Source organism: Mycobacterium sp., from assembly GCF_050700595.1.
Lineage (GTDB): Bacteria > Actinomycetota > Actinomycetes > Mycobacteriales > Mycobacteriaceae > Mycobacterium.
On the sequence record NZ_JBOHHI010000033.1, the window covers coordinates 1 to 12,867 of the forward strand.

The following is a 12,867-nucleotide window of genomic DNA, read 5'->3' on the forward strand; positions in this document are numbered from 1 at the left end:
GTTCTCGGCGACGGCCGATATCTCGGCATCACGTCGATCACCACCCCGCGCCGCGACACAACCGGCCGGATCATCTACGACGACCACTACCGGGCACACCGCCGACTCAGGACCCGCGTCGAACACGTCATCGCCCGCCTCAAAGACTGGCAGATCCTGCGGCAACGCCGCCGGCACGGACAGGCCATCAACCACAGCCACCACATCATCGCAGGTCTCTGGAACATGAAGACCCACAACCAATTACGGGTCACCTCTTAGTCGCCAGCGGCGGTCGCAAGCGCGGCGTGGCCGGGCGCAGCGGGTCGCCGCCGATTGTTCTAGTGCGGGGTGGGGTCCACCCCCAGTGACATGCCGGCCAGCCCGCGACGGCGCGACGACAAGGTATCGGCCACACTGCGCAGCTCCTTACCCACCGCCGAGTCGGGGGCACTGAGCACGATCGGCACGCCGGAGTCGCCGGCGGCGACCAGCGCGGGATCCAGCGGGATCTGCCCCAGCAGCGGCACATCGGCACCGACAGCACGGGACAGCCGCTCGGCGACCTGCTGGCCGCCGCCCTCACCGAACACCGGCAGCCGTGAGCCGTCCGGCAGCATGAGCCACGACATGTTTTCCACCACCCCGATGAGTCGTTGCCGGGTCTGCAGTGCGATGCTGCCCGCGCGCTCGGCCACCTCGGCAGCGGCGTGCTGCGGTGTGGTCACCACCAGGATTTCCGCGTTGGGAATCAGCTGGGCCACCGAGATGGCGATGTCGCCGGTGCCCGGCGGCAGGTCGAGCAGCAGCACGTCCAGATCGCCCCAGTACACGTCGGCCAGGAACTGCTGCAACGCCCGGTGCAGCATCGGCCCCCGCCACACCACTGCCTCGTTGCCTTTGGTGAACATCGCGATCGAAATCACCCTGACCTCATGGGCGATGGGCGGCAGAATCATCGACTCCACCTGAGTCGGACGGTCGGACGTGCCCATCATCCGTGGGATGGAATGGCCGTGGATATCGGCGTCGAGCACCCCGACCGACAGCCCGCGTGCGGCCATGGCCGCGGCGAGGTTGACCGTCACCGTCGACTTACCGACGCCGCCCTTGCCGGAGGCCACCGCATATACCCGGGTCAACGACCCCGGCTGGGCGAATGGGATGACCGGCTCGCGGGTGTCGCCACGTAACCTCTTGCGCATCTCGGTGCGTTGCTCGTCGCTCATCACGTCCAGCGTCACCGTCACCGCGCCGGTACCCGGAGTGTCAGCGACTGCCCTGGTGACGCTGTCGGTGATATTCCCCTTCATCGGACAGCCGGCGATGGTCAGGTAAATCTCGACGTGCACGCTGCGATCGGGAGCTACCTGGATGCTTTTGACCATCCCGAGTTCGGTGATCGGTCGGCGGATCTCCGGGTCCAACACTTTGGACAGCGAGGCGCGGATAGCGGCGATCAGATCCGCGGTGTCATCGTGGGTTTCGGACATCACCACCGAGTGTAGGCGTCCGCGCAGGCCGGCCGGTTAGCTGGACGGACCGGGTGCGGCCGGCGCATTAGCCGGGGCGGCGGGCCCTGGCGGCGGCGCAACCGCTGGCGGCGGCGCAACCGCTGGCGGCGGCACCCCGTCCGGCGGACCGATGCAGATCACCGTGCAGGTCGAAGGTCGCGGAGCCGGCGATTGCCACGGCCACATGGGCTGCTGGGCAGGCATCGTCGATTGGCCGAGGTCGATCAGCGGCATCCGCGCCAGTGGGTCGGTGGAGGGCAGGCCGTGCATGTTGAGCGGCAGCCCCGGCCCGAGTCCCTCCTGGTTCTCGAGATGCTCGAGACTCATGTCTGCGAGTGGCGGCGGAGCCCCGGTCAGCGGCGGCAGGTCCACCGGCACCACGCCGGTGGCGTACGCCGCGGCCCAGCCCAACACGTTGCGGGCATACGGCATCGAGTTGTTGTAGCGCAAGATCGCGGCCATCACCTGGGACTGGTCTCGCAAGTTCAGCCCGCCGCTGCACAGATACCGGGCGGCCGCCAGCGTTGAGTCGTACAGGTTCTGTGGATCGGCGAGGCCGTCGCCGTCGCCGTCGGAGGCATACCGAGCCCAGGTCCCGGGCAGGAACTGCATCGGCCCCATCGCACGCACGTAGGTGACCCGCCCGCCGACGTTGCTTTGGACGATGACCTCGTTTCCGGGCAGCGTGCCGTCCAGGGACGGACCGTAGATGGGACGCACCGCGGTGCCGCGGGCGTCCGTCGCACCGCCGTTGGCGTGCATCGACTCGATGCGCCCGATGCCGGCCAACAGATTCCAGCCGATCCCACAGCCCGGATCGGACGCGGCCATTATCTGCTCGGCGTTGCGGTACGCGGCCACCGCCATCGACGGAATACGCAGCGCGCCAGGTGAATTCACCACAATTGTCGGCGGGGGAGCCGACACGGCGCCCGCCGCGATGTGGAAGTTGCCCGGCGGCCGCACCACCGAGATCACCAGCGGGCCGGAGGGATCACCGGAAGCATGCACGACCGCGGCGACCGGGGCGATGGTGGTATCGAGCCGCGTCGGGAACGGTGGAGCCGCGGCACCGACCGCGCTGGCGAACACCAGCGCGGTGATCGCGACAATGCCGACCGCGGGGGTCCGGGTTACTCGGGCTACCCGCGGCCGCATCCCGGCAAGGGCGGACCGTGCACCAAAGCGTCCCCCAATACGCACTCGACCGTCCTTCCGACGCCGACGTGGGCTTCGTGAACTAGGTCACCATACATAACGGTTGTGACTGCTGTGGCAACAATCGCGCAGTCCGGCCGACGCGGCCGCGGGTCAGGCCGCAGCACCGCCTTACCCGGGTTTTTTGGCGCGACGGTTTGCCCCGTCAGCGGCCGACGCGGTATCCGGTGGCTGTGGCTCTCGATCCACCAGTAGGTGCCGCAGACTTTCCAGCTCGTGACGCAGGTAGTCACGCGTCTTTGCCACCTCGCCGATGGCCAGCCGCAGCGCGGCCAGCTCGCGGGCCAGATACTCGGTGTCGGCCTTGGTTTGCTCGACGCGCCGACGATCCTCCTCGAGTGCGACGCGGTCACGGTTCTCCTGGCGGTTCTGGGCCAGCAGGATCAGCGGCGCCGCATAGGCGGCCTGGGTGGAGAAGGCCAGGTTGAGCAGGATGAACGGATAGGGATCCCAACGCAGGCTGACCGCGGTCGCATTCACCGCGATCCAGGCCAGCACCACGAGCGTCTGCAGCAGCAGGTAGCGGCCGGTGCCGAAAAAGCGGGCAACCGATTCGGTGACCTGCCCGATGGCCTCCGGATCTACCCGCGGCGCGACTATCCGCGACGTGCGGGGGGTGTACAGCCGCTGCCGGGGGGACGATTTGCTCACGGTGCTCCTCCGGCGGCGTCGAGCGCCGGCTCATCGGCGCTCGCGCGCCAGTCGTGCGGCAGCAGGTGGTCAAGTACGTCGTCCACCGTCACCGCGCCCAGCAGGTGATGCTGTTCGTCGACGACCGGGCCGCACACCAGGTTGTAGGCGGCAAAGTAGCGGGTCAGCGCGGGCAACGAGGTTTCCGGCGCCAGACACGGCAGATCGGTGTCGATGATGCCGCCGGTCAACGCGGCCGGCGGCTCGCGCAGCAGCCGCTGCAACGGCACGCAACCCAGGTACTGCCCGGTCGGCGTGGCGGTGGGCGGGCGCACCACGAACACCAACGACGCCAACGCCGGGGTGATGTCGGGGTCGCGGACCCGGGCCAACGCTTCGGCGACCGACGTGTCGGGCCCCAGCACCACCGGATCCGACGTCATCAGGCCGCCCGCGCTGTTGGGCGAGTGTTCGAGCAGCCGTCGCACCGGATCGGACTCGCCGGGATCCATCCGAGTCAGTAACACCTCGGCGTCGGTCGGACTCATCGCGCCGAGCAGGTCAGCGGCGTCGTCGGGATCCATCTCCGCCAGCACGGCGGCCGCGCGTTCGGTGCCGAGCTGCGTCAACACATCGGCCTGATCGTCCGCCGGGAGCTCCTGCAAAATGTCGGCCAGCCGGTCGTCGTCGAGTGCGGCGATCACCTCGTAGCGCCGCTTGGACGGCAACTCGCGCAGCGCGTCGGCGACCTCGATCGGCCGCCACTCCTCGAATTGGTGCAGCAGTTGCGCCACCCCCTGCCCGGGCATGGCCAGCGCCGATGGCGTCAGCCCCTGCACGCTGGACCAGTCGACGACGTAGACGTTCGACCGCCGGCCCAGCCGTCGCTGACTGCGGACGGCAATCCGGGTCACCACCCAGTCGCGCGTCCGGGTCTGCTCGATGCCGAGGTCGGTGATCGCCAGGTCGGTGTCGGCCAGTTGCGGCAGTTCGGGATCGTCGACCCGCACCTTGGTGTCCAGGACCTGGCCCAGCACGAGTACTTCGCCGGGCCGCTGTTCGAACCGATGCAGCGACACGCTGGTGGTGTTGAGCGTGACCGCCTTGGGCTCGATCGCCGAGACTCGTCCTATCGGTACGAAAATCCTTCGGCGAGAGGGCAAATCGACGACGAGGCCGAGGACGCGCGGTTGTCGGCGGACGATGCTGATGCTGACCACGACGTCGCGCACCCGGCCAAGCGACTCGCCGAGCGGGCCCAACACCAGCAGTCGCGCCAGCCGTGCCGCGTAGACCCTATCGATGGACGTCATGGTTGAAAGGGTAGGAGTGAAAAGGTGAACCACGCCTATCGACCCCGCCGGACCTGCCTGTCGGTACCGGGGAGCAGCCAGAAGATGATCGACAAGGCCATGGGGTTGCCCGCCGACGAAGTCTTCCTTGACCTGGAAGACGCCGTCGCACCAGAGGCCAAAGAATCGGCACGCACCCGGGTAGCAGCCGCGCTGGCGGCGCCGGGCTGGGCCGGGCAGCTTCGCGGCGTTCGGGTCAACGGTTGGACGACGCCGTGGACCCACGCCGACATCATCGAGGTGGTGTCAGCCGTCGGGGCTGCGCCCGGCGCGGCACTCGATGTCGTTGTACTGCCCAAGGTCTCCGACGTCTCGCACGTCACCGCGCTCGACTTGCTGCTGACCCAGTTGGAAAGGATCCACGGACTTCCGGTGGGCGGCATCGGAATCGACGTGCAGATCGAAGACGCCCGCGGTCTGCGCAACGTCGACGCGATCGCGGCCGTACCGCGGGTAGCGGCCTTGGTGCTTGGTCCCGCCGACCTGGTGGCCAGCCTCAATATGCGCACGCTGGTCGTCGGCGAGCAACCTGAGGGCTACGACGTCGGCGACGCCTATCACCACGCGTTGATGACGATTCTGGTGGCGGCGCGCGCGCACGGAATCGCCGCCGTCGACGGGCCCTACCTGAAGGTCCGCGACGTGGCGGCGTTTCGACGGGTGGCGGGCCGGTCGGCGGCGCTGGGCTACGACGGCAAATGGGTGCTGCATCCCGATCAGATCACCGTCGGCAACGAGATCTTCAGCCCCCGGCAAGACGAGTACGACCACGCTGAATTGATCCTGGAGGCCTACGAATGGCACACCTCGGCCGCCGGAGGTAGCCGCGGTGCCGTGATGCTCGGCGACGAGATGATCGACGAAGCCAGCCACAAGATGGCGCTGGTGATCGCGGCCAAAGGGCGCGCGGCGGGCATGCAGCGTCACGCCGGGGCGTTTGTGCGACCGCAGACGTAGTCGCCGGTGCTTGCGGGGCCGGGAGTGCGCTGGTCCTGCGCTTTCTCGCCGGAGTCGCCGCGGGAAACTGTCCAGACCAGGAGCCGGCAGAGGAGAATCAGGACGATGACTGACCCTTTTCAGCCCGGACACGTTCCGGGAGCCCCACCGGGCACGTCGCCCGCGGCCCGGCGTGGTAGGCCCGCGTTGCCGACCCCGCCGAAGGGCTGGCCGGTCGGGTCGTATCCCACCTACGCCGAGGCGCAGCGGGCTGTCGACTACCTGTCGGAGCAGGAGTTTCCGGTGGAGCAGGTGACCATCGTCGGCGTGGACCTCATGCAGGTCGAACGGGTCACCGGTCGGCTGACCTGGCCGAAGGTGCTCGGCGGCGGGGTGATCTCCGGCGCCTGGCTGGGGCTTTTCATCGGCCTGGTGCTCGGATTCATCAGCCCCAACCCGTTTCCGGCGTTGGCCACCGGCTTGATCGCCGGTGTGTTTTTCGGCTTGATCACCTCGGCGGTCCCGTACACGATGGCGCGCGGCACCCGCGACTTCAGTTCGACGATGCAACTGGTCGCCGGTCGCTACGACGTACTGTGCGACCCGCAAAACGCCGAGAAAGCCCGCGATCTACTGGCGCGTCTGGCGATCTGACCGCTGCGATCCCGCGCGTAGCGGGCGTGTTGCATATCACGCGCACCTGGCTTTACCGTTCTGGCCCGGGACGACCAACGAGAGGCGGGTGTGGTGGCGATCGCAAGCGCGGCGAAGCCGGGTGCAGCGGGTCGCCACCAGAAGCTGAGGCCGATCGCAAGCGCGGCGAAGCCGGGTGCAGCGGGTCGCCACCTGAAGCTGAGGCCGATCGCAAGCGCGGCGAAGCCGGGTGCAGCGGGTCGCCACCAGAAGCTGAGGCCGAGGCGTGGCGGGGGCGCACGGCGGCTGGGCGCGGTCGTGCTGACGGCGCTGAGCACCGCCTCGGTGGTGTCGTCCTGCGGATCCACCGACAACGGCGTGGTGGTCAGCCTCTACACCCCGGCCAACGAGACGGCGACGTTCACCGCGATCGCCGCGCGTTGCAGCGGCCAGTTCGGCGGGCGGTTCACCATCCGGCAGTTCAGCCTGCCCCGATCGGCCGACGACCAGCGGCTGCAGCTGGCCCGTCGACTTACCGGCAACGACCGCACGTTGGACGTGATGGCCCTCGACGTGGTGTGGACGGCCGAGTTCGCCGACGCGGGATGGGCGCTGCCGCTCTCCGACGATCCGGCCGGCCGGGCCGAGGCCGACGCCACCGCCGATACGCTGGCCGGCCCGCTTGCCACGGCACGTTGGCAACACCGGCTGTATGCCGCGCCGGTGACGACCAATACCCAATTGCTCTGGTATCGAGCTGATTTGATGGACAAGCCGCCCACCACGTGGGACGGCATGGTGACCGAAGCGACCCGGCTGCACGCCGCCGGTGAACCCAGCTGGATCGCCGTGCAGGCCAAGCAGTACGAGGGACTGGTGGTGTGGTTCAACACCCTGCTGACCAGCGCCGGCGGTCAGGTCCTGTCCGGCGACGGCAAGACCGTCACGCTGACCGACACGCCCGCACACCGGGTGGCGACCGTCAAAGCGCTGCAGATCCTCAAGTCGGTGGCCACCGCGCCCGGCGCCGACCCGTCGCTCACCCAGACCGACGAAGGCACCGCGCGGCTGGCGCTCGAGGAAGGCAGGGCCGCGCTGGAGGTCAATTGGCCGTTCGTGTTGCCGTCCATGCTGGAGAACGCGGTCAAAGGCGGTGTCGGGTTCCTGCCGCTGAACAAACGCCCCGATTTGGTGGGCAGCATCGACAGCGTGGGAAGTTTCGCGCCGACCGATCAGCAGTTCGCCGAGGCCTACCAGGCCGCTAAGCAGGTGTTCGGTTTCGCCGGCTATCCCGGTGTGCAGCCGGGCCGGCCGGCCAGGGTGACGATCGGCGGGTTGAACCTGGCGGTGGCCAAGACGACTCGGCACAAGGCGGAGTCCTTCGAGGCGGTGCGCTGCCTGCGTGACCTGCCGAATCAGAAGTACGCCTCGATCGAGGGCGGTTTGCCCGCGGTGCGGATGTCGCTGTACTCCGACCCGCAATTTCAGGCCAAATACCCGATGTACGACGTCATTCGTTCCCAGCTCACCAACGCCGCGGTGCGGCCGGCGACCCCGGTCTACCAGGCGGTGTCCATCCGGATCGCGGCCACGCTGGCCCCGATCACCGAGATCGACCCGGAGCGGACTGCCGACGAGCTCACCGTGCAGGTGCAAAAGGCCGTCGACGGGAAGGGGCTGATTCCGTGACGACCGCAAGCGCGGCAAAGGGCGCTGGGGGTACTCCCCAGCTTCGCGGGGACCCCTCCCGCTTGCGGGGGACGGGTCGTCACCACGATCCGGGGACGGCCACCGCCGCCGGGTCCCCGGCTGCGACCGACCGCAGCGAAAACCGCAGGTCGGAACGTCGATTGGCGTTCCTGCTGATCGCCCCGGCGGTCATCTTGATGCTGGCGGTGACGGCGTACCCGATCGGCTACGCGGTGTGGCTGAGCCTGCTGCGCTACAACTTCGCCACACCGGCCGACACGGCGTTCGTGGGCCTGGCCAATTACCAAACCGTCCTGACCGACCGGCTGTGGTGGACGGCGTTCGTGGTGACGCTCGCGGTCACCGTGATGTCGGTGGTGATCGAGTTCGTTTTGGGCCTGGCGCTGGCCTTGGCGATGCATCGAACGCTGTTCGGCAAGGGCATGGTGCGCACCGCCGTGTTGATCCCCTACGGCATCGTCACGGTGGCCGCGTCGTACAGCTGGTACTACGCATGGACGCCGGGCACCGGGTATTTGGCCAATCTGCTGCCGCAGGGCAGCGCCCCGTTGACCGAGCAGATTCCGTCGCTGGGCATCGTGATCATCGCAGAGGTCTGGAAGACCACACCGTTCATGGCGCTGCTGCTGCTGGCCGGGTTGGCGTTGGTGCCCGACGACCTGTTGAAGGCCGCGCAAGTCGACGGCGCGGGCGCCTGGCGTCGGCTGTTCAAGATCAGCCTGCCGTTGATCAAACCGGCGATCCTGGTTGCGCTGCTGTTCCGTACGTTGGACGCATTCCGGATCTTCGACAACATCTACGTGCTCACCGGCGGCTCCAACAACACCGGCTCGGTGTCGATCCTGGGCTACGACAATCTGTTCAAGGGCTTCAATGTAGGACTGGGCTCAGCGATTTCGGTGCTGATCTTCGCGTGCGTGGCCATCATCGCGTTCATCTTCGTCAAGGTGTTCGGCGCGGTGGCACCGGGCGGTGAAGGCGATGGCTGAGCGGATGGGTGCCCGGCGTGCGACCGCGTGGGTGATCGTCGACACCCTGGTGGTGATCTACGCGCTGTTTCCAGTGCTGTGGATTTTGTCGCTTTCAGTCAAGCCAACGTCAACGGTCAAAGACGGCAAGCTGATTCCGACCACGGTGACGTTCGACAATTATCGGGGTATCTTTCGCGGCAACTTTTTCAGCTCGGCGTTGATCAATTCGATCGGAATCGGGTTGATTACCACCGCGATCGCGGTAATCATCGGTGCGATGGCTGCCTATGCGGTGGCGCGGCTCACGTTTCGCGGCAAGGGGCTGTTGATCGGCGCGGCACTATTGATCGCGATGTTTCCGCAAATCTCACTTGTCACACCGATATTCAACATCGAACGGACGGTGGGCCTGTTCGACACCTGGCTCGGGCTGATCATCCCTTACATCACGTTCGCGTTGCCGCTGGCCATCTATACGCTCTCGGCGTTCTTTCGGGAGATCCCGTGGGATCTGGAGAAGGCGGCCAAGATGGACGGTGCCACGCCGGGTCAGGCGTTTCGCAAGGTGATCGCTCCGCTGGCGGCGCCGGGAATCGTGACCGCCGCGATACTGGTGTTCATCTTCGCCTGGAACGATCTGCTGCTCGCCTTGTCGTTGACAGCCACCAAGGCGGCGATCACCGCGCCCGTCGCGATTGTCAACTTCACCGGCAGTTCGCAATTCGAGGAGCCGACCGGATCCATCGCGGCAGGCGCGATGGTGATCACGGTCCCCATCGTCGTTTTTGTTCTAATCTTCCAACGACGGATTGTTGCTGGGTTGACCTCCGGCGCGGTGAAGGGGTAGATCGATGGCCGAGATTGTGTTGGACCACGTGACCAAGAGTTACCCTGACGGTGCGACGGCCGTACAGGACTTGTCGTTGACGATCACCGACGGCGAATTCCTGATCCTGGTCGGACCGTCGGGCTGCGGCAAGACGACGACACTGAACATGATTGCCGGGCTGGAGGATATCTCATCGGGCGAGTTGCGCATCGGCGGCGAGCGGGTGAACGACAAAGCCCCCAAGGAGCGCGATATCGCGATGGTGTTCCAGTCCTATGCGCTCTATCCGCATATGACGGTGCGGCAGAATATCGCGTTCCCGCTGACGCTGGCGAAGATGAAGAAGCCCCAGATCGCCGAGAAGGTCGAGGAGACCGCGCGAATCCTCGACCTGGCCGAGTTACTGGATCGCAAGCCGTCCCAATTGTCGGGAGGCCAACGCCAGCGCGTCGCGATGGGGAGGGCAATCGTGCGTCATCCCAAGGCATTTCTGATGGACGAGCCGCTGTCGAATCTGGACGCCAAACTGCGTGTGCAGATGCGCGGCGAGATCGCCCGGCTGCAGCGGCGGCTGGGCACGACCACCGTCTACGTCACCCATGACCAAACCGAGGCGATGACACTCGGCGATCGGGTGGTGGTGATGCGCGGCGGTGTGGCCCAGCAGATCGGCACCCCCGACGAACTCTACGACCGGCCGGTCAACCTGTTCGTTGCCAGCTTCATCGGCTCGCCCGCGATGAATTTCTTCCCTGCCACCGTCACACCGACCGGACTGACGCTGCCGTTCGGCGACGTGACGCTGACCCAGGCGGTCCACGACGTGATCGCAGCGCACCCGACACCGCAGAACGTCATCGTCGGAGTGCGCCCGGAGCATCTGGCCGATGCCGCGCTGATCGACGCATACCAGCGGATCAGCGCGCTGACTTTCGAGGTGAAGGTCGACATGGTCGAATCGCTGGGCGCCGACAAGTACGTGTACTTCACCACCGAGGGCGCTGCAGTGCAATCGGACCAGCTGGCCGATCTCGATGCCGAATCCGGTGGGGACGAACACGAATTCGTGGCCCGGGTTCACGCCGCGTCGAAAGCCGCAAAAGGACAGTCAATCGAATTGGCCTTCGACACTGTGAAACTCGCCATCTTCGACGCTAACTCGGGCGTTAACCTGACTGTCCCACCCCCACCTGACGCCGAGTGACGCGGACCCTGGCCAAGGTACGCGCACACCTGTGTGCTCAATTCGGCGAGGCGGGTATCGGCGCGGATCCCGATGTCGCGACTGTGACGTTTCTGGGCGCCGAACCCATCGAGGTGCTGCGCTTCCATCCCGGCACTGACGGGGTGGTGCATTATGTGTCGCTGGGCTGCGCTCGGCGTCCGATGGTCGACCCGGCGGCGCTTGTCGCCGACCCGCTGCGCGGTCCGCGCGCTGAAGTTGTTCTGCGCCTGCGTGATCCGGGCCCGACGAGCGGCCTGGCGCACAGCCTGGCCGTCATGGCAGCGAGCACCGCGGTCGAGGGTGTGGTCCTGACGCCGGACGCGCTGATCGACCTCGGCACGCCGCTGTGGGCACGACCGTCGGGCCGGGTGCCGTTCACCGCGGTGCTGTTGGGCCGCAGCGGCATCGCTGATCTGCCGCTGGACCCGCCGCGCGACCCGGTATGGTTTCTGTCCGCGACGCCGATCACCGCGACGGAGGCGGCTTGGGTGCGGCTGAAAGGTGCCGGCGCCATGCGAGAGGCTTGGCAAAGCGACCGCGTCGACGTGCTTGATGCGAATCGACCCGCCGCACAGCCGAGCTGATCCACTGCGTCTGCTCGCCGGGCTATAGCCAGTCTCTGCGCCGGAAGTTGCGGTACAGCAGCACGCACACGGTCGCCATGAAGCCGAGCACCAGCGGGTAGCCCCATCTCTCGTGCAGTATGGGCATCCAGTCGAAGTTCATCCCGTAGATCCCGGCGATCATCGTGGGCACCACCGCCAGCCCCGCCCAGGCCGATATCTTGCGCATATCGACGTTCTGCTGCATGCCGACCCGGGCCAGTGCGGCCTGCACCAGCGAGCTGAGCATCTCGTCGTAGCTGGCGATCTGGTCAGCGGCATGCGTCTGGTGGTCGGCGACGTCGCGTAGATAGCGCCGTACTTCCTTCGAGATCAGGTCCTTGTGCTCGGTCTGCATCCGCTGAAACGGAATCGACAGCGGGTTGACACACCGGCGCAGCTCGACGACCTCACGCTTGATCTGGTAGATCGGTTCGACGTCAGTCCGTTGACCGGGCGCGAACGCCACCTCCTCGATGGCGTCGATATCGGTCTCCATCAGGTTGGTGACCGCAAGATAGTGGTCCACCACGTAGTCGGCGATGGCGTGCATCACCGCATACGGCCCCAACCGCATGTGCTCGGGGTCGGCATCCATCCGCTTGCGTACCTCGGAGAGCCCACCGTGTTCACCGTGCCGGACCGTGACCACAAAATTCTTGCCGACAAAGATCATGACCTCGCCGGTCTCGACGACCTCTCGGGCCAGCACGACCGACTCGTGTGGAACGTAGTTGACGGTCTTCAGCACCAGGAAGAGGGCTTCGTCGTAACGCTCCAGCTTGGGCCGTTGGTGGGCATGCACGGCGTCCTCGGCGGCCAGTGGATGCAGTTCGAAAACCTCAGCCACATCTTGCATCTGGTTCTCGTCGGGCTCGTGCAGGCCGATCCAGACGAACGCGTCCTGGCCGGTCTCCTCCAGCTCTCGCACCTTGGCTCGTGCGTCGGCGTGGCTGTACACGCCGGGCAGCCGGACCCCGTCCACATAAACGCCGCAGTCGACCAGCGCGCGCGAGATCGGTGTGTGATCGGGCGGCGCGGGCGCGTCGGCAACCTTGCCTCGCACCGGCGGTCGCAGTGATCCAGGTAAGGCGCGAAACGATGGCATCGGGTCAATCTCCCGTCGCAGCGCAGGTCTGGTCGAGCGTCGGCCATGCTACGCGTGTTGGCCTGGCACCGCCCCTAAGCTGCCTGCGATGGGACTCCGAACGCGCCGGCGGGGGAACGCCGGTCCGGGCCCGTACCGTCAAGCCGCGCGCTGAGCTGGG

12 protein-coding genes and 2 pseudogenes are annotated in these 12,867 nt (G+C 66.9%); 8 read left to right on the forward strand and 6 right to left on the reverse strand.

The genetic code is table 11. The features are described 5' to 3' along the window. A pseudogene (locus tag ACRDTL_RS02990) lies at positions 1 to 261 on the forward strand (hypothetical protein); the annotation flags it as partial. 59 nt (positions 262 to 320) lie between these two features. On the opposite strand, the gene ACRDTL_RS02995 reads toward ACRDTL_RS02990, so the two are convergent. The 4 genes from ACRDTL_RS02995 to ACRDTL_RS03010 form a co-directional block, all read right to left on the reverse strand. Continuing rightward, the gene (locus tag ACRDTL_RS02995; protein ID WP_431505243.1) at positions 321 to 1,499 is read right to left on the reverse strand and encodes an Mrp/NBP35 family ATP-binding protein; all 1,179 of its coding nucleotides are present in this window, start codon (positions 1,497 to 1,499) and stop codon (positions 321 to 323) included. 9 nt (positions 1,500 to 1,508) lie between these two features. Next, entirely contained in the window at positions 1,509 to 2,696 is a 1,188-nt protein-coding gene (locus ACRDTL_RS03000) for a lytic transglycosylase domain-containing protein (protein ID WP_431505235.1), read from the reverse strand. 126 nt (positions 2,697 to 2,822) lie between these two features. After that, positions 2,823 to 3,362, reverse strand: coding sequence for a DUF1003 domain-containing protein (locus ACRDTL_RS03005; RefSeq protein ID WP_431505236.1), 540 nt, complete (start codon positions 3,360 to 3,362; stop codon positions 2,823 to 2,825). Next, positions 3,359 to 4,654, reverse strand: a complete 1,296-nt coding sequence (locus ACRDTL_RS03010; RefSeq protein ID WP_431505237.1) for a magnesium transporter MgtE N-terminal domain-containing protein — start codon at positions 4,652 to 4,654, stop codon at positions 3,359 to 3,361. The genes ACRDTL_RS03005 and ACRDTL_RS03010 overlap by 4 nt, the downstream gene beginning before the upstream one ends. A 24-nt stretch (positions 4,655 to 4,678) precedes the next feature. Here ACRDTL_RS03010 and ACRDTL_RS03015 point away from each other — a divergent pair, with 24 nt between their 5' ends. Beyond that, the gene (locus ACRDTL_RS03015) at positions 4,679 to 5,650 is read left to right on the forward strand and encodes an HpcH/HpaI aldolase/citrate lyase family protein (protein WP_431505238.1); all 972 of its coding nucleotides are present in this window, start codon (positions 4,679 to 4,681) and stop codon (positions 5,648 to 5,650) included. A gap of 105 nt (positions 5,651 to 5,755) precedes the next feature. Continuing rightward, positions 5,756 to 6,283, forward strand: a complete 528-nt coding sequence (locus ACRDTL_RS03020; protein WP_431505239.1) for a general stress protein — start codon at positions 5,756 to 5,758, stop codon at positions 6,281 to 6,283. A 73-nt stretch (positions 6,284 to 6,356) separates the two neighbouring features. Here ACRDTL_RS03020 and ACRDTL_RS03025 read toward each other — a convergent pair. After that, positions 6,357 to 6,563, reverse strand: a pseudogene (locus ACRDTL_RS03025) (gamma-glutamyl-gamma-aminobutyrate hydrolase family protein); the annotation flags it as partial. Between ACRDTL_RS03025 and ACRDTL_RS03030 the strand changes: the two are divergent. The 5 genes from ACRDTL_RS03030 to ACRDTL_RS03050 all read left to right on the forward strand — a co-directional run bounded on the left by ACRDTL_RS03030 (position 6,536) and on the right by ACRDTL_RS03050 (position 11,581). After that, a complete protein-coding gene (locus ACRDTL_RS03030) occupies positions 6,536 to 7,951 on the forward strand; it encodes an extracellular solute-binding protein (protein ID WP_431505244.1) in 1,416 nt (471 codons plus the stop codon). The pseudogene ACRDTL_RS03025 and the gene ACRDTL_RS03030 overlap by 28 nt on opposite strands. Positions 7,952 to 8,013: 62 nt before the next feature. After that, positions 8,014 to 8,961, forward strand: coding sequence for a carbohydrate ABC transporter permease (locus ACRDTL_RS03035; protein ID WP_431505245.1), 948 nt, complete (start codon positions 8,014 to 8,016; stop codon positions 8,959 to 8,961). 4 nt (positions 8,962 to 8,965) lie between these two features. Then, a complete protein-coding gene (locus tag ACRDTL_RS03040) occupies positions 8,966 to 9,790 on the forward strand; it encodes a carbohydrate ABC transporter permease (protein ID WP_431505246.1) in 825 nt (274 codons plus the stop codon). 4 nt (positions 9,791 to 9,794) lie between these two features. Next, on the forward strand, positions 9,795 to 10,976 hold the full coding sequence (locus ACRDTL_RS03045; protein ID WP_431505240.1) for an ABC transporter ATP-binding protein: 1,182 nt from the start codon (positions 9,795 to 9,797) through the stop codon (positions 10,974 to 10,976). Beyond that, a complete protein-coding gene (locus ACRDTL_RS03050; protein ID WP_431505241.1) occupies positions 10,973 to 11,581 on the forward strand; it encodes a suppressor of fused domain protein in 609 nt (202 codons plus the stop codon). The genes ACRDTL_RS03045 and ACRDTL_RS03050 overlap by 4 nt, the downstream gene beginning before the upstream one ends. Positions 11,582 to 11,603: 22 nt before the next feature. Here ACRDTL_RS03050 and corA read toward each other — a convergent pair whose 3' ends face one another. Next, a complete protein-coding gene (gene corA, locus ACRDTL_RS03055; protein ID WP_431505242.1) occupies positions 11,604 to 12,707 on the reverse strand; it encodes a magnesium/cobalt transporter CorA in 1,104 nt (367 codons plus the stop codon). Positions 12,708 to 12,867 lie beyond the last annotated feature (160 nt).